Source organism: Bradyrhizobium sp. FW305-F6, from assembly GCF_058782905.1.
In genome coordinates this window covers 1,836,231-1,850,737 of sequence record NZ_JBYSYD010000001.1, presented here as the reverse complement: position 1 = coordinate 1,850,737, position 14,507 = coordinate 1,836,231, and the positions used below count along the sequence as shown (strand labels likewise).

Below are 14,507 nucleotides of genomic sequence, written 5' to 3'. Positions count from 1 at the left end.
GACAGTCGCGTTCTCGAGTCGGTCGCGTTTTGAACCAAGCGCAGGGGAGCAGCTCATGTCGGCCGAAGCCGTAACTCAATTCGTCTCCGTGACGCGTACCTCGGAACAGGTCGCGGAACAGCCTTTCTACATTCCGATGACCGGGCCCTCGGCCCGGCCGCGGCGTTCGCTCAAGCATGACGACACTTTCATCGTGCTCGACAGCCATGGCGACATCGGCGCGTCCGCCGGCGGGCCGGACGGCCTGTTTCATCACGATACGCGCTATCTCGCACGGCTCGAGCTCGTGCTCGACGATCTCCAGCCGCTGCTACTGGGATCGAACCTGCGCGACGACAATTCGGCGTTGACCGTCGATCTCACCAATCCCGACATCTACCGGCAGGGCAGCCTCGTGCTGCAGAAGGACCTGCTGCACATCGTGCGCACGATCTTCCTGTGGCGCGGCACGGCCTATCAGCGCATCGGCGTGCAGAACCATGGCGAGCGGCGCGCCAGCTTCGCGCTGACGCTGCTGTTCGGCAACGACTTCGCCGACCTGTTCGAGGTCCGCGGCGAACGGCGGCCGCGCCGCGGCGTCGGCACCAGCCGGCTGCTCGGCCCGACCGACGTGCTGTTCGAATATCGCGGCCTCGACGACGCCGAGCGCACCACCGGACTGCATTTCGATCCGCGTCCGACGCGGCTCTCGGTCAATGCCGCCACCTGGGAGCTCGACCTCGAGCCGCACCAGGCCAAATCGCTTTTCGTGGCCGTGTCCTGCAACCGCCCGCTGACGGAAAAGCCCGCGCGGTTCTTCCCGGGTCTGCTGGCGCACCGCCGCGAAATGCGGCGGTCGACCATGGGCGCGACCAGCATCGAGACCTCGAACAACATCTTCAACGAGGTGCTGTGCCAGGCCATGGCCGACCTCAACATGCTGATGACCGAGACGCCGCAGGGGCGTTATCCCTATGCCGGCATTCCCTGGTACTCGACGACGTTCGGCCGCGACGGCCTCATCACCGCGCTCCAGATGCTGTGGGTCGACCCGCGCATCGCCAAGGGCGTCTTGCGCCGGCTCGCGCATTTCCAGGCCGAGGCGGTCGACCCGCTGGCGGATGCCGCGCCCGGCAAGATCCTGCACGAGATGCGCGGCGGCGAGATGGCGGCGCTGGGTGAGGTGCCGTTCGCGCATTATTACGGCAGCGTCGATTCGACCGCGCTGTTCGTGCTGCTGGCGGGAAGCTATTTCGAGCGCACCGGCGACGAGGCCACGCTGCTGGAGCTGTGGCCGGCGATCGAGGCGGGGCTGGCCTGGATCGACGGCCCCGGCGATCCCGACCAGGACGGCTTCGTCGAATACCAGCGCGCGACCGAGAAGGGCCTGGCCAACCAGGGTTGGAAAGATTCCTACGACGCGATCTTCCATGCCGACGGCCAGCTTGCCGAGGGCAATATCGCGCTCGCGGAAGTGCAGGGCTACGTCTTTGCCGCCAAGCAGCTCGCCGCGCGTTGCGCGCTGCGGCTCGGCAAGCCGGACCGCATGCGCAAGCTCGAGGCCGAAGCCAGGGCGCTCGCCGAGCGCTTCGAGCAGGCGTTCTGGTGCGAGGAGCTCGGCACCTATGCGCTCGCGCTCGACGGCCAGAAGCGGCCCTGCAAGGTCAGGACGTCGAATGCCGGGCAGGTGCTGTTCAGCGGCATGATCCGCGAGGACCGCGCCCGCCGCGTCGCCGCCGACCTGATGGGGCCGCATTTCTTCTCGGGCTGGGGTATCCGCACCGTCGCGCAAGGCGAGGTGCGTTACAACCCGATGTCCTACCATGACGGCTCGATCTGGCCGCACGACAACGCGCTGATCGCGCTGGGACTGGCGCGCTACGGCCTCAAGCATTCGGTGGCGCACGTGTTCAAGGGGTTGTTCGACGCCGCGACCTACATGGATCTGCGCCGGCTGCCCGAATTGTTCTGCGGCTTCCGGCGCGAGAAGCGGCGCGGCCCCACGCTCTATCCGGTCGCCTGCGCGCCGCAGGCCTGGGCCAGCGCGACGCCCTTCACGCTGCTGGAGGCGGCGCTCGGCCTCGAATTCGACGTGGCGCGCAGCGAAATCCGCCTGCGCAATCCGCATCTGCCGGCCTTTCTCAACGAGGTGATCCTGCGCGATCTGCGCCTCGGCGAGTCCAGCGTGGACTTACGCGTCAGCCGCCACGGCGACGACGTCGCGCTGGAAGTGGTGCGCACGCGCGGCCAGATCCAGGTCTCGATCGTGCTGGCGCGCTGACGGCGCGCCGTGAGGAGGGTGTCATGCGTACGATCGGAGCATTGATCCTGGGCGTCGTGGTCGTGGTTGCCTCCCCGGTCGCGCCGTCACGCGCGGCGGAGGACAAGCCCGCCGGCCAGAATGAGGCGAATGCGCCGCCGTCGGCACCGCCGCCGGCCTCGACCGTTCCGGTGACGCCCAAGGACGCCGCGCCGCCGCCCTCGGTGACCATCATCGGGGCGAGCGAGGCGCACGGGGTCCTCGGCCGCGACGTGCGGAGCGCCGCCGGAGAGGACATGGGCCGCATCGTCGACGTCATCGTCGACCGCACCGGTCATGTCCGCGCGGCGGCGATCGATTTCGGCGGCTTCCTCGGCGTCGGCAGCCGCAAGATCGTGGTGGACTGGAACGCGCTGCGCTTCGGCAAGATTGCCAGCAAGAAGGACAGCATCACGCTGGAATTGACCAAGGCGCAGGTCGCGGCCGCGCCGGAATACAAGGAGGACACGCCGATCGTCGTGCTCGGCGCGTCCGGCAGCCTTCAGCCGCTGCGAGCGATCCAGTGAGGTGCCGGGAGGGCTGATTGCCTGTGCTGTTGTCGAGCAAGCCGAAACACGCAGATCGCGGCGGCGGCGCCGAGCAGGACGAGGTCGCTGCGCCATCGGCTGCCGGCATTCCGGCGCCGTCGCGCCAGAGCCTGCGCGGCCTCGACTGGTTCATCTTCTTCCTCGCCGACGTACAGACCGGATTCGGCCCCTTCATCGCGGTCTATCTGACCACCCAGAAATGGACCCAGGTCGAGATCGGCCTCGTGCTGTCGATCGGCGGCATCGTCGCCCTGATCGGCCAGATGCCGGGCGGGGCGATCATCGACGCCGCGAAATCGGAGCGCCTCGTCGCCGCCCTCGCGATCGCGACCATCGGCGCCTGCGCGCTCGCCTATGCGGCGATGCCGATCTTCGCGGTCGTCGTGGCCGCCGCCACGCTTCACGCGATGGCGAGCTGCGTGCTCGGCCCGGCGATCGCCGCGATCAGCCTTGGTCTCGTCGGCCCGCTCGCGATCGGCGAGCGTCTCGGGCGCAACGCGCGCTTTGCCTCGCTGGGCAGCGGCATCGCGGCGGCCGTGATGGGCACCGTCGGCTACCTGCTGTCGAGCCGGGCGGTCTTCCTCGTCACTTTCCTGCTCATCATCCCGACCCTGATCGCGCTCTCGCGCATCCGCGAGCGTGAGGTCGACATCGCGCGCTGTCACGGCGAGCTGCCGCGCGAGTCGGCGGAGCGCGGCGACAGCAATCTCTGGCACCTGATCCGGCAGCGCCCGCTCATCGTCTTCGCGCTGAGCGTGCTGCTGCTGCAGCTGGCGAACGCCTCGATGATGCCCCTGATCGCGAGCGCCGTGACGGCGCGGTCCGCCCAGTGGGCGACGGTGCTCGTCGCCTTCTGCATCGTCGTTCCGCAAGCCATCGTGGCGCTGCTGTCGCCGACGGTCGGACGCAAGGCGCAGTTGTGGGGCCGACGGCCCTTGCTCCTGATCGGATTTGGCGCGCTGATGATTCGCGGACTGCTGTTTGCGACCGTGCGCGATCCTTATCTGCTGGTTCTCGTGCAGGTGTTCGACGGCATCACCGCGGCGGTGTTCGCGGTCATGATCCCGCTGATCGTCGCCGACGTCGCCTTCGGCAGCGGACATTTCAACCTGGCGCAGGGGATCGTCGGCACCGCAACGGGAATCGGCGCCTCGTTGAGTACGGTGCTCGGCGGCTATGTCAGCGACAAGTTCGGCAATGCCACGGCATTCGTCGGGCTGTCCGGCGTTGCCGCGGCGGGACTTCTTCTGGTCCTGCTGGTGATGCCGGAAACCCGGCGCAGCGCAATATCAACTCAAAAATAAAGACCGGCCGAAACGCGTCGGCCGGCCAAGTCACGGGGGAGAAACGGATCAGGCGTCGAGATTGTGCAGGCGCTGACGATTGCGCAGCACGATCTGGCGGGCGCCGGAGAAGCCGAGGATGCCCTGGGCATGAAGCTGCGACAGCGCGCGCGACACGGTTTCAAGGGTGAGGCCGAGATAGTCGCCGATGTCGCGGCGGCACATCGGCAGCGCCATCATGCCGGCAACGGCGAGGCGGCGGTCCATTTCGAGGAGGAAGGTCGCAACACGCTCCATCGCGGTCTTGCGGCCCAGCAGCAGCATGTGGTCCTCGGCATGACGAAGCTCGCCGGCGGTCATGGCCCAGAGCTTGCGGGCGACCTGCACGTCGGTGCCGGCGGCCTTCTCGAGGCTCGCGCGCTTCACGAGGCGCACGGTGGTGTCGATGATGGCTTCCGCGGCGAGACGGTGGGTGGGGCCGGATTCGAGGCCGAACACGTCGCCGGGAAGATGGAAGGCGCCGATCTGGCGGCGGCCGTCGGAGAGAAGCTTGTAGCTGCGCACCGCGCCGGTGACGACCTGATAGACGTATTCGGCCGTCTCGTCCTCGCCATAGATCTCCTCGTCCTTGCCGTAGGAGAACTCGGTGGCGACCAGGCCGACATGACCGGTGATCGCACCGAACTGGTCCGCGACGGGATGGGCAGGGGCAATCTTGCCGCCGATCTGGGTGTTGATCGCCTGGGTGTTGATCGTCTGGGTCAGCATCTGCGCCATCTCCGTTGTGATGACGCTTTCCTACGCGGTATCGGGTGCTTCGAAAATTTCGCGAGATATCTTAGGGAGGTCCCCTTACGTAGAATCCCGTAGGTCAGGCGCAGGGACAATCCTGAATGGCGTGGCGGATGCACTTGACCAGGTTTTCGTCCAGAAGCGGCTTCAAAACCACGTCCTTGATGCCCGCGGTCGCAGCCCTCGCCGAGATGTTTTCGTCGGGATAGCCAGTGATCAGGATCACAGGCGCGGCGTGGTCGGATCTGCGCAGGCGGCCGGTCAGCTCGATGCCGTTAATATCCGGCATCTTATAATCGATGACGTAGCAGTCAGGGCCGGGCGAGGCGCCCTGATTGAGCAACGCCGTGCCGCTCCTGAAGGTCCGCACGGCGAAGCCGTCGGTCTCCAGCAGGAATCGCAGGGATCCGAGGACTGCGGCATCATCGTCGACCACAAAGACGGTGCGTTGTGGGCAGGACGACGGCCGCGCATGATATGGGCCGACCTCAACCATGCTGTCTGGTTAGCACGGCCGCGGGAAGCCGCCTTGACATGCCTCAATCGTTGAGCATGCCGGCGCGCATCGCCAGCCGGACCAGTTCCGAAAGGCTGTTTGCCTGCATTTTGGTCATGACGTTGGCACGGTAGACCTCGATGGTCCGCGGGCTGATGTCGTATTCCCGGGCGATCAGCTTGTTGGAGAGGCCTGCGATCAGCCCTTCCATGACCTGGCGCTCCCTGGGACTCAAGGACGCAACGCGGGCGGCGACGTCCTGCGCGACGGCCTCGTTCTTGGCAGCGGGCTCGGCCTGGCGGATCGCCGACTCGATCATGGCGGTGAGACGGTCGTCATCGAACGGCTTTTCCAGGAAATCGACCGCGCCGAGCTTCATCGCCTCGACCGCCAGCGGCACGTCGCCGTGACCGGTCATGATCAGGATCGGAAACGGGCTTTGCTGCGCCTTCATCCGCTTCAAGAGCTCGATGCCGTCGAGGCCGGGCATGCGTACGTCGGAGACGACGCAGCCAAACTCGAGGCCGGGCAGGGCTTCGAGAAAGGCGTGCGCGTCGTCGAACAGGGTGACCGTGAAGCCGGCGGAATCCAGCAGGAAGTTCAGCGAGTCCCGCATCGCTGCGTCGTCGTCGATGACGTAGACTTTGCCATTGCTCGTCATGATCAGCTCTCGTCGGTTGCCGGCAGGGTGAAGCGGAATGTCGCTCCTCCCGCTGCGTTGCTCTCGGCCCACATGCGGCCGCCATGGGCCTCGATGATCGAGCGGCTGATCGAGAGTCCCACGCCCATGCCGGTGTCCTTGGTGGTGAAGAAGGTCTGGAACAGGTTCGGAATGACGTCGTCCCGGAAGCCGATGCCGGTGTCGGAGACCTCCACCGCGATCATGCCATCGCCGGCGCGGGTGTTGGCGACGACCAGCTCGCGCCGCTGCGCCTGCGCCATCGCTTCGAGTGCGTTGCGGAACAGGTTGACCAGCACCTGCTGAATCTGCACCCGGTCGGCCAGCACGAGATCGGCGTCAGGATCGAGGCTGAAGCGGAGCTGCACGTTCTGCTCGCGCGCCCCGGCGAGCCCGAGCGCGCCGGCTTCCTCGATCAGCTTGGACAGGCTCTCGACCCGTTTCTCCGATTCGCCGCGGGAGACGAAGTCGCGCAGGCGGCGGATGATCTGGCCGGCGCGCAAGGCCTGCTCGGCCGCGCGATCCAGCGCGCTTTCGACCTTCGGCGCATTGGGATCGCTGCTGCCGGCGAGGAGGCGGCGCGATCCCTTCATATAATTGCTGATCGCCGCCAGCGGCTGGTTGAGCTCGTGCGCCAGCGCCGACGCCATTTCTCCCATCGCGGTCAACCGCGACACGTGCACGAGTTCGGATTGCAGCTCCTGGAGCCGCGCCTGAGTCTGCTGATGTTCGGTGAGATCGCGCACGAAGCCGGTGAAATAGGGCTCGCCAGCGCGCTGCGTCTTCCCGACGGACAGGTGCATCGGGAAGGTCGTGCCGTCGCGGCGTTTACCCGTGACAATCCGGCCGATGCCGATGATGTGCGGATCATTCGTCCTGAGATATCGGTCGAGATAGCCGTCATGACGCGACTGGTCGGGCTCCGGCATCAGAATGCTCACGTTCCGGCCGATGGCTTCCTGCCTGCTATAGCCGAATAACCGCTCCGCGGCGCTGCTGAACAGATGCACGATGCCGCGTGAATCGATGACGATCATGGCGTCGGGCACCGTTTCGAGAATCGAGCGAAGATGATTCTCCTGGGAGCGCAGATCGTCCTCGAGCTGCTTCTCTGCGTTGATGTCGAGAAATAGCCCGCTGAGGTGGCGCGGCGCGCCCGTATCGTCCCGGATCACACCGGCTCTGGCCCGGATCCATTGACCGCTCCCCGAGGGCCCCCGGACCTTGAAGGAGAGGTCAAGCCCCCCGCCGCCTTCCGAGACACGCCCGATCGCCTTCAGGAGGTGGTCCCGATCGATCGGCTCCAGCTGCGAAAGAAAGAGATCGTAGCTGACGGCCTGGTCCCGCCCGAGGCCGAACAGCCGCTTGGCCGTGTCAGACCATTCGAGTTCGCGCGTCTGCAGGTCAAGGTCCCAGGTGCCCACTCCGAATCCCTCGATGCGGACCCGAAAATGATCGCCCCGGCCGTCGTCAGCCGGATGGGTCTCGCGGCTCGGCGCCAAGCTCTGCTCCTATCCTGGGCGGGCGGGCAGGATGCCTTCACCGCTCCCGTAATTTCGCCCATGGCTCGCTTGGAGGCAAGCGTGGACGTTGAATTCGCTGGCTGATTCCCCGCTGAACGGCGGGGCGGCGACCTGCGGCTGGTTTGATCTATCTCAGCCTGTCGCGCAGCAGCTGGTCTAGCATTTGAGAAAATTGGGCAATGCTGGAGATATCCGATGACATACGCGACCGTTATGGTCAGCTTGGCGCTCGATCAGTCCAACGAAGCGCGTCTTCAGGTCGCTGGGGAGCTCGCCGAGCGATTCGAGGCGGCCATCATCGGTGTGGCCGCGGCGCAGTTCGCACCGCCGCTCTACTTCACCGACGGCGCCGAGGCGCAAGCGTTGATCGATGAGGGCGAAGCCTCAGTCAAACGCCGGCTGGCCGACCTCGAAGCACAATTCCGCGCGGCCGTGAAAAATCGCGGCGGGCACGTGGAATGGCGCAGCGCCATGGATTATCCGGCGCGATTCGTGCTGGCGCAGGCGCGCTGTGCCGACATCGTGGTCAGCGGGGGGCGAAGCCCCGCCTTCTCCGACGCGTTCTCGTTGGCGAGCCCCAAGGACCTCGTGATGCAGGCCGGCCGCCCGCTTCTTTTCGTTCCCGACGGGGCGAAATGGCTGGACCTGCGCAATGTGCTGGTGGCCTGGAAGGACACGCCGGAGGCGCGGCGGGCGGTGGTGGACGCGCTGCCGATGCTGCGCAAGGCGAGGGACGTCACCATCGTCGAGATCCCCGATCACGACGACGACCGTGCGGCCGTGATGGCCGGCGTCACCGACGTTGCCGCCTGGCTCGGCCGTCACGGCGTCACCGCGACGGCGCGCGTCTCTGAGATCGCAGGAAACGAGAGCCCGGCTGCCCGGTTGGAGAAGGTCGCCGGCGACGTCGACGCCGGCCTGATCGTCGCGGGGGGCTATGGTCATTCGCGATTTCGCGAGCTGATCCTCGGAGGCGTGACTCAACATCTGATCACGCAAACCGCCCGCAGCGTGCTGCTGTCGCACTGACCACCGGCCGGCCAATATGGAATGGAGGAGGACGCGCCGTGTATCAATTTCTTGAACAGACCGTCGACGGCTACATGACGCGCAACGTCAAGACCGTGCAACGCGGCCTCGACTTGTTCCAGCTCAGCGAGATGTTCGAGACCGACGATTTCAACTCCTATCCGGTCGAAGACGACGGACAGGTGGTCGGCATCGTCACCAAGTTCGACATCCTGAAGTGCTTCGCCTTCTCGCCGAGCCAGATGTTGCCGCGCTACGACGATCTGATGAGCCGCAAGATCGGCGACGTCATGACGCCCGAGTTCATCTATGTCAGCCCCGATACGCGGCTGACACGCGTGCTCCAGATCATGGTCGAGCACCGCATCAGGAGCATCATCGTGCTCGACGGTGCACAGAAGCTGGCCGGCATCATCGCCCGTGAGGACGTGATCGCGGCGCTGAAGGCGACGGCGCGGGAGTGACGTGACGCCTTTCCCTTCTCCCCTTGTGGGAGAACGTAACATAGGCGGCCTTCGGCCGCCGTTCTTAAGAACGCCGAAGCGAAGCTTCGGCTATGGCGCCGGATGAGGGTATGTCTCCACAGAGACACCGTTCCTCGCTGCACCAACCCCTCACCCAAGCGAGTTTGCGGCGCTGTCCTCGCTGCCCTCTCCCACAAGGGGAGATGGCACTTCAATTAGCCGCACCGAAAAAATACGGAGAAGCCGAGAAAATATTCGTCCGCTACGGCTCCGCTCCAAGGCCATCTTGATTTCAATCAATTCCTCGCGAGGGGGGATGTGGTTTCTGGCAGCGTGTTCTTTCAGAGAGAATCCGCATGAGCCAGCCCTCCATCTCAAAATCCATGACCATCGGTGAAAGCGGCTTGGCTGTCGTATTCGCAGTCACCGCCTTTCTCTGCGTCATCGCCTCGGCCAAGGCGCTCGATGCACCCTTCGCGTTCCACGCTGCGCTCAGCGCGGCGGCGAGCGTGGCTGCGGTGTTCTTCATCGTCAACCGCTACTTCGAGCGGCCGGCGGCGCTGCCGGCTCAGGAAATCAACGGCCGCCCGAACTACAACATGGGGCCGATCAAGTTCGCCTCCTTCATGGCGATGTTCTGGGGCATTGCCGGATTCCTCGTCGGCCTCATCATCGCCTCGCAGCTGGCGTGGCCCGCGCTGAATTTCGATCTGCCCTGGATCAGCTTCGGCCGCCTGCGCCCGCTGCACACCTCCGCCGTGATCTTCGCCTTCGGCGGCAACGTGCTGATCGCGACCTCGTTCTACGTGGTGCAGAAGTCCTGCCGCGCGCGCCTTGCCGGTGACCTCGCGCCGTGGTTCGTCGTGCTCGGCTACAACTTCTTCATCCTGATCGCCGGCACCGGCTATCTGCTCGGCGTCACCCAGTCGAAGGAATATGCTGAGCCGGAATGGTACGCCGATCTGTGGTTGACCATCGTCTGGGTCGCCTATCTGCTCGTCTTCCTTGCCACCATCTTCAAGCGCAAGGAGCCGCACATCTTCGTCGCGAACTGGTTCTATCTCGCCTTCATCGTGACGATCGCGGTACTGCATCTCGGCAACAATCCGGCGCTGCCCGTTTCGGTGTTCGGCTCCAAGTCCTACGTCGCCTGGGGCGGCATCCAGGACGCCATGTTCCAGTGGTGGTACGGCCACAACGCGGTCGGCTTCTTCCTGACCGCCGGCTTCCTTGCTATCATGTACTATTTCATTCCGAAGCGTGCCGAGCGGCCGATCTATTCCTATCGGCTCTCGATCATCCACTTCTGGGCGCTGATCTTCCTCTACATCTGGGCCGGTCCCCACCACCTGCACTACACGGCGTTGCCGGACTGGACGCAGACGCTCGGCATGACCTTCTCGATCATGCTGTGGATGCCCTCCTGGGGCGGCATGATCAACGGCCTGATGACGCTGTCGGGTGCCTGGGACAAGCTGCGCACCGATCCCGTGCTGCGAATGCTCGTCGTCTCGGTCGCCTTCTACGGCATGTCGACCTTTGAAGGCCCGATGATGTCGATCAAGGTGGTCAACTCGCTCAGCCACTACACCGACTGGACCATCGGCCACGTGCACTCCGGCGCGCTCGGCTGGGTCGGCTTCGTCTCCTTCGGCGCGCTCTACTGCCTGGTGCCGTGGGCCTGGAATCGCAAGGGCCTCTACAGCCTGAAGCTGGTCAACTGGCACTTCTGGATCGCGACGCTCGGCATCGTTCTCTACATCTCGGCGATGTGGGTGTCCGGCATCCTGCAGGGCCTGATGTGGCGCGCCTACACCTCGCTCGGCTTCCTCGAATACTCCTTCATCGAGACCGTCGAGGCGATGCATCCCTTCTACATCATCCGCGCCGCAGGCGGCGGCCTGTTCCTGATCGGCTCGCTGATCATGGCCTACAATCTCTGGATGACGGTTCGCGTCGGCGAGCAGGAAGTCCAGATGCCCGTCGCCCTCCAGCCGGCGGAATGAGGAGCTCAAGAAAATGTCGTTTTGGACACGTCACCAAATCTTCGAAAAGAACTCGATCATCCTGATCGTCGGCATCCTGCTGGTGATCGCGGTCGGTGGTCTCGTCGAGATCACCCCGCTGTTCTACCTCAAGAGCACGATCGAGAAGGTCGACGGCGTCAGGCCCTATACGCCGCTGGAGCTCGCCGGGCGCAACGTCTACGTCCGCGAGGGCTGCTATCTCTGCCATTCGCAGATGGTCCGGCCCTTGCGCGACGAGGTCGAGCGCTACGGCCACTTCTCGCTCGCCGCGGAGAGCATGTACGACCACCCGTTCCAGTGGGGCTCCAAGCGCACCGGTCCGGATCTCGCCCGGGTCGGCGCCAAGTATTCCGACGAATGGCACGTCACCCATCTGACCAACCCGCGGGCGATCGTGCCGCAGTCGGTGATGCCTGGCTATCCGTTCCTCGGCAAGGCCGAGATCGACCCGGATGCCATCGCCGGCGACATGCGCACTCTCAGGACCGTCGGCGTCCCCTACAGCGACGAGCAGATCGCCAATGCGGCCGCCGACCTGAAGGCCCAGGCCGATCCGGACAATGCCGGGACCGACGCCTTCACGAAGCGTTACGCCAAGGCCGTCGTCCGCAATTTCGACGGCAAGACCGGCACGCCGACCGAGATGGACGCGCTCGTCGCGTATCTGCAGATGCTCGGCACGCTGGTCGACTTCAAGATCTACAACGAGAAAGCCAATCTTCGCTGAGAAGGCATGAACGATGAAAGCCATCCTGACAGTCCACAATCTAGCGTCCGATCTCGTGACGACGATCTGGACACCGGTGTTCGTCGCGATCTTTCTCGCGATCATCGCCTACGCATTTTGGCCCCGTAACAAGGCTGCGTTCGACAAGGCAGCGCACCTGCCCTTGCGGGAGGAGTGAGAAAACATGACCGACCATTCTAGCGACATCGATTCCGTCTCCGGCAAGTCCACGACCGGACACGAGTGGGACGGAATCAAGGAGCTGAACACGCCGCTGCCGCGCTGGTGGGTGATCACCTTCTACCTCACCATCGTCTGGTCGATCGGCTACTGGATCGTCTATCCGGCCTGGCCGCTGATCGCCAGCAACACCACCGGCCTGTTCGGTTACTCCTCGCGCGCCGACGTCGCCGTCGAGCTCGCCAATCTCGAGAAGATCCGGGGTGACAAGATGGCGGCGCTGGGCACCGCCTCGCTGGCCGACATCGAGAAGGATCCGGCGCTGCTGGCGCTCGCGCGCGCCAAGGGCAAGACCGTGTTCGGCGACAATTGCGCGCCCTGCCATGGAACGGGCGCGACGGGGTCCAAGGGCTACCCGAATTTGAACGACGACGAATGGCTGTGGGGCGGCTCGCTCGACCAGATCATGCAGACCATCCAGTTCGGGGTGCGGTCTGGTCATGCCAAGACGCATGAGGGCCAGATGCTCGCCTTCGGCAAGGACGGCGTGCTGAAGCCGGACGAGATCGTCACGGTCGCCAACTACGTGCGGTCGCTGTCGGGCCTTTCAACCCGCAACGGCTTCGATGCAGCCAAGGGCCAGAAGATCTTTGCGGAGAATTGCGCCGCCTGTCACGGCGATGCCGGCAAGGGCAACCAGGAGCTCGGTGCACCGAACCTGACCGACAAGATCTGGCTCTATGGCTCGGACGAGGCGAGCCTGATCGAGACCATCACGCAGGGCCGCGCCGGCGTCATGCCGGCCTGGGAAGGCCGGCTCGATCCCGCGACCATCAAGGCGATGGCGGTCTACGTCCACTCGCTCGGCGGCGGCAAATAGGCCGGTCCGCGGCCGACGACTTGCGGCGGGGGCGAAGAAAAGCGCCCCCGTTTGCGTTGGATCAACTGACGCGGCGGTGTCGGGTCTAGGTTTAATCGCACCTTTTCGAGAAGCTCCAGGCGATGAACAAGACCGTGAACCCCAAAGACCTCATATCGGGTGACGATTACGGGCCGCTCTACGCGGCCCGCAAGAAGGTCTATCCCCAGAGCGTGTCCGGCACATTCCGCCGGATCAAATGGGGCCTGATGGCGTTCTGCCTCGGCGTCTACTATTTCCTGCCCTTCGTGCGCTGGAATCGCGGCCTCGGCGCGCCGAGCCAGGCGGTGCTGATCGATCTTCCCAACAGCCGCTTCTACTTCTTCTTCATCGAGCTGTGGCCGCAGGAGGTCTACTATTTCACGGGCCTTTTGATCGTGGCCGCGATCGCGCTGTTCCTGATGAACTCGATCGGCGGCCGAATCTGGTGCGGCTATCTCTGTCCGCAGACGGTGTGGACCGACCTGTTCTACGCCGTCGAGCGTCTGATCGAGGGCGACCGGCGCGAGCGGATGAAGAAGGACAAATCGTCCGATCCGATGAAGCTGGAGCGAATCTCCGAGATCGTGCTCAAACACTCGATCTGGCTCTTGATCGCCTGGTGGACCGGCGGCGCCTGGGTGCTCTATTTCAACGACGCGCCGACCCTGGTGAAGGAGCTGGTCACCTTCCAGGGGCCGATGCTGGCCTATGTCTGGATCGGCATTCTCACCGCGACGACCTATGTGCTCGCCGGCTACATGCGCGAGCAGGTCTGCACCTATATGTGCCCGTGGCCGCGCATCCAGGCCGCGCTCACCGACGAATGGGCGCTCAACGTCACCTATCGGTACGACCGCGGTGAGAAGCGCACGTCGGTGAAGAAGGCCGCCGAGCTGCGCGCGCTGGGCCAGCCTGTCGGCGACTGCGTCGATTGCTACCAATGCGTCGCGGTCTGCCCGACCGGCATCGACATCCGCAACGGGCCGCAGATGGAATGCATCCAGTGCGGGCTCTGCATTGACGCCTGCGACAACGTGATGACCAAGATCGGCCGGCCGAAGCGGCTGATCGGCTACGACAACGACATCAACATCCACCGCCGCCAGGAAGGCAAGGCGCCGATCTATCGGATCGTCCGGCCTCGCACCGTCGCCTACAGCGCCATCATCGCGGCCGTCGGCGGCTTCATGACCTACACGTTGGCAACCCGCAGCCTGCTCGACGTCAACGTGCTGCACGACCGTAACCCGGTCGCCGTCAAGCTCAGCGACGGCTCGATCCGCAACGCCTACACGGTCCGGCTCCTGAACAAGAGCGGCTACGACCGTGCCATCGCCATCGACGTCGAGGGTCCTGTGAACCCGACGATGCACGTCGTTGGCGTCGATTCGGCAACGCCGGACCGGCCGATCATTGTGATCCGGCGCGACACGACCAGCGAACTGCGGCTGCTGGTCACCGCGCCGGCCGACAACAATCCGGAGAAGTCGATACCGGTCCGCTTCCACGTCATGGACATCGGGCTAGGCGTCGCCGCGACCGCCACCGACAACTTCGTCGCGCCGTAAATCCAGGAGACC

General features: G+C 64.9%; 14 protein-coding genes. 10 read left to right on the top strand and 4 right to left on the bottom strand.

Going from position 1 to position 14,507, the window contains the following annotated elements:
- The first annotated feature begins 55 nt into the window (after positions 1-55).
- Genes AC3WLX_RS08960 through AC3WLX_RS08950 form a run of 3 tightly spaced genes read left to right on the top strand, consistent with a single transcriptional unit; the run spans position 56 to position 4,130 of the window.
- A complete protein-coding gene (locus AC3WLX_RS08960; RefSeq protein ID WP_492335547.1) occupies positions 56-2,260 on the top strand; it encodes an amylo-alpha-1,6-glucosidase in 2,205 nt (734 codons plus the stop codon).
- Positions 2,261-2,283: 23 nt separating this feature from the next.
- Complete coding sequence (locus AC3WLX_RS08955) at positions 2,284-2,805, top strand: PRC-barrel domain-containing protein (RefSeq protein WP_492335546.1); 522 nt, start codon at positions 2,284-2,286, stop codon at positions 2,803-2,805.
- A 23-nt stretch (positions 2,806-2,828) separates the two neighbouring features.
- On the top strand, positions 2,829-4,130 hold the full coding sequence (locus AC3WLX_RS08950; protein ID WP_291626781.1) for an MFS transporter: 1,302 nt from the start codon (positions 2,829-2,831) through the stop codon (positions 4,128-4,130).
- Between the two features lie 48 nt (positions 4,131-4,178).
- On the opposite strand, the gene AC3WLX_RS08945 is transcribed toward AC3WLX_RS08950, so the two are convergent.
- From AC3WLX_RS08945 to fixL, 4 genes are all read right to left on the bottom strand, one after another.
- A complete protein-coding gene (locus AC3WLX_RS08945) occupies positions 4,179-4,877 on the bottom strand; it encodes a helix-turn-helix domain-containing protein (RefSeq protein ID WP_291626775.1) in 699 nt (232 codons plus the stop codon).
- Positions 4,878-4,980: 103 nt separating this feature from the next.
- On the bottom strand, positions 4,981-5,397 hold the full coding sequence (locus AC3WLX_RS08940) for a response regulator transcription factor (protein WP_291626777.1): 417 nt from the start codon (positions 5,395-5,397) through the stop codon (positions 4,981-4,983).
- A 43-nt stretch (positions 5,398-5,440) separates the two neighbouring features.
- Positions 5,441-6,058, bottom strand: a complete 618-nt coding sequence (gene fixJ, locus AC3WLX_RS08935; RefSeq protein ID WP_291626779.1) for a response regulator FixJ — start codon at positions 6,056-6,058, stop codon at positions 5,441-5,443.
- Between the two features lie 2 nt (positions 6,059-6,060).
- Positions 6,061-7,578 carry a sensor protein FixL gene (fixL, locus tag AC3WLX_RS08930; RefSeq protein WP_492335545.1) on the bottom strand — a complete coding sequence of 506 codons (1,518 nt, stop codon included), beginning with the start codon at positions 7,576-7,578 and terminating at the stop codon, positions 6,061-6,063.
- 216 nt (positions 7,579-7,794) lie between these two features.
- Here fixL and AC3WLX_RS08925 point away from each other — a divergent pair, with 216 nt between their 5' ends.
- From AC3WLX_RS08925 to ccoG, 7 genes are all read left to right on the top strand, one after another.
- On the top strand, positions 7,795-8,628 hold the full coding sequence (locus AC3WLX_RS08925) for a universal stress protein (RefSeq protein WP_492335544.1): 834 nt from the start codon (positions 7,795-7,797) through the stop codon (positions 8,626-8,628).
- 38 nt (positions 8,629-8,666) lie between these two features.
- Positions 8,667-9,092: a CBS domain-containing protein gene (locus AC3WLX_RS08920; protein WP_492335543.1), complete on the top strand. Its 426-nt coding sequence runs from the start codon at positions 8,667-8,669 to the stop codon at positions 9,090-9,092.
- A 356-nt stretch (positions 9,093-9,448) separates the two neighbouring features.
- Positions 9,449-11,098, top strand: coding sequence for a cytochrome-c oxidase, cbb3-type subunit I (gene ccoN, locus AC3WLX_RS08915; RefSeq protein WP_492335542.1), 1,650 nt, complete (start codon positions 9,449-9,451; stop codon positions 11,096-11,098).
- Positions 11,099-11,111: 13 nt separating this feature from the next.
- Positions 11,112-11,846 (top strand): cytochrome-c oxidase, cbb3-type subunit II, encoded by a 735-nt coding sequence (gene ccoO / locus AC3WLX_RS08910; protein ID WP_291627900.1) that lies wholly within the window; start codon positions 11,112-11,114, stop codon positions 11,844-11,846.
- A gap of 13 nt (positions 11,847-11,859) precedes the next feature.
- Entirely contained in the window at positions 11,860-12,024 is a 165-nt protein-coding gene (locus AC3WLX_RS08905) for a cbb3-type cytochrome oxidase subunit 3 (RefSeq protein WP_025034779.1), read from the top strand.
- Positions 12,025-12,030: 6 nt separating this feature from the next.
- A complete protein-coding gene (ccoP, locus tag AC3WLX_RS08900) occupies positions 12,031-12,906 on the top strand; it encodes a cytochrome-c oxidase, cbb3-type subunit III (RefSeq protein ID WP_291627905.1) in 876 nt (291 codons plus the stop codon).
- 122 nt (positions 12,907-13,028) lie between these two features.
- On the top strand, positions 13,029-14,495 hold the full coding sequence (ccoG, locus tag AC3WLX_RS08895; protein ID WP_492335541.1) for a cytochrome c oxidase accessory protein CcoG: 1,467 nt from the start codon (positions 13,029-13,031) through the stop codon (positions 14,493-14,495).
- The last annotated feature ends 12 nt before the right edge of the window (positions 14,496-14,507 follow it).

Excerpts from the sequence above, each read along its gene's own strand:
- AC3WLX_RS08955 (WP_492335546.1), top strand. The coding sequence starts at position 2,284 with ATGCGTACGATCGGAGCATTGATCCTGGGCGTCGTGGTCGTGGTTGCC.
- ccoO (WP_291627900.1), top strand. The coding sequence starts at position 11,112 with ATGTCGTTTTGGACACGTCACCAAATCTTCGAAAAGAACTCGATCATC.
- AC3WLX_RS08940 (WP_291626777.1), bottom strand. The coding sequence starts at position 5,397 with ATGGTTGAGGTCGGCCCATATCATGCGCGGCCGTCGTCCTGCCCACAA.
- AC3WLX_RS08925 (WP_492335544.1), top strand. The coding sequence starts at position 7,795 with ATGACATACGCGACCGTTATGGTCAGCTTGGCGCTCGATCAGTCCAAC.
- fixJ (WP_291626779.1), bottom strand. The coding sequence starts at position 6,058 with ATGACGAGCAATGGCAAAGTCTACGTCATCGACGACGACGCAGCGATG.
- ccoN (WP_492335542.1), top strand. The coding sequence starts at position 9,449 with ATGAGCCAGCCCTCCATCTCAAAATCCATGACCATCGGTGAAAGCGGC.
- AC3WLX_RS08905 (WP_025034779.1), top strand. The coding sequence starts at position 11,860 with ATGAAAGCCATCCTGACAGTCCACAATCTAGCGTCCGATCTCGTGACG.
- AC3WLX_RS08945 (WP_291626775.1), bottom strand. The coding sequence starts at position 4,877 with ATGCTGACCCAGACGATCAACACCCAGGCGATCAACACCCAGATCGGC.
- AC3WLX_RS08960 (WP_492335547.1), top strand. The coding sequence starts at position 56 with ATGTCGGCCGAAGCCGTAACTCAATTCGTCTCCGTGACGCGTACCTCG.
- ccoG (WP_492335541.1), top strand. The coding sequence starts at position 13,029 with ATGAACAAGACCGTGAACCCCAAAGACCTCATATCGGGTGACGATTAC.
- ccoP (WP_291627905.1), top strand. The coding sequence starts at position 12,031 with ATGACCGACCATTCTAGCGACATCGATTCCGTCTCCGGCAAGTCCACG.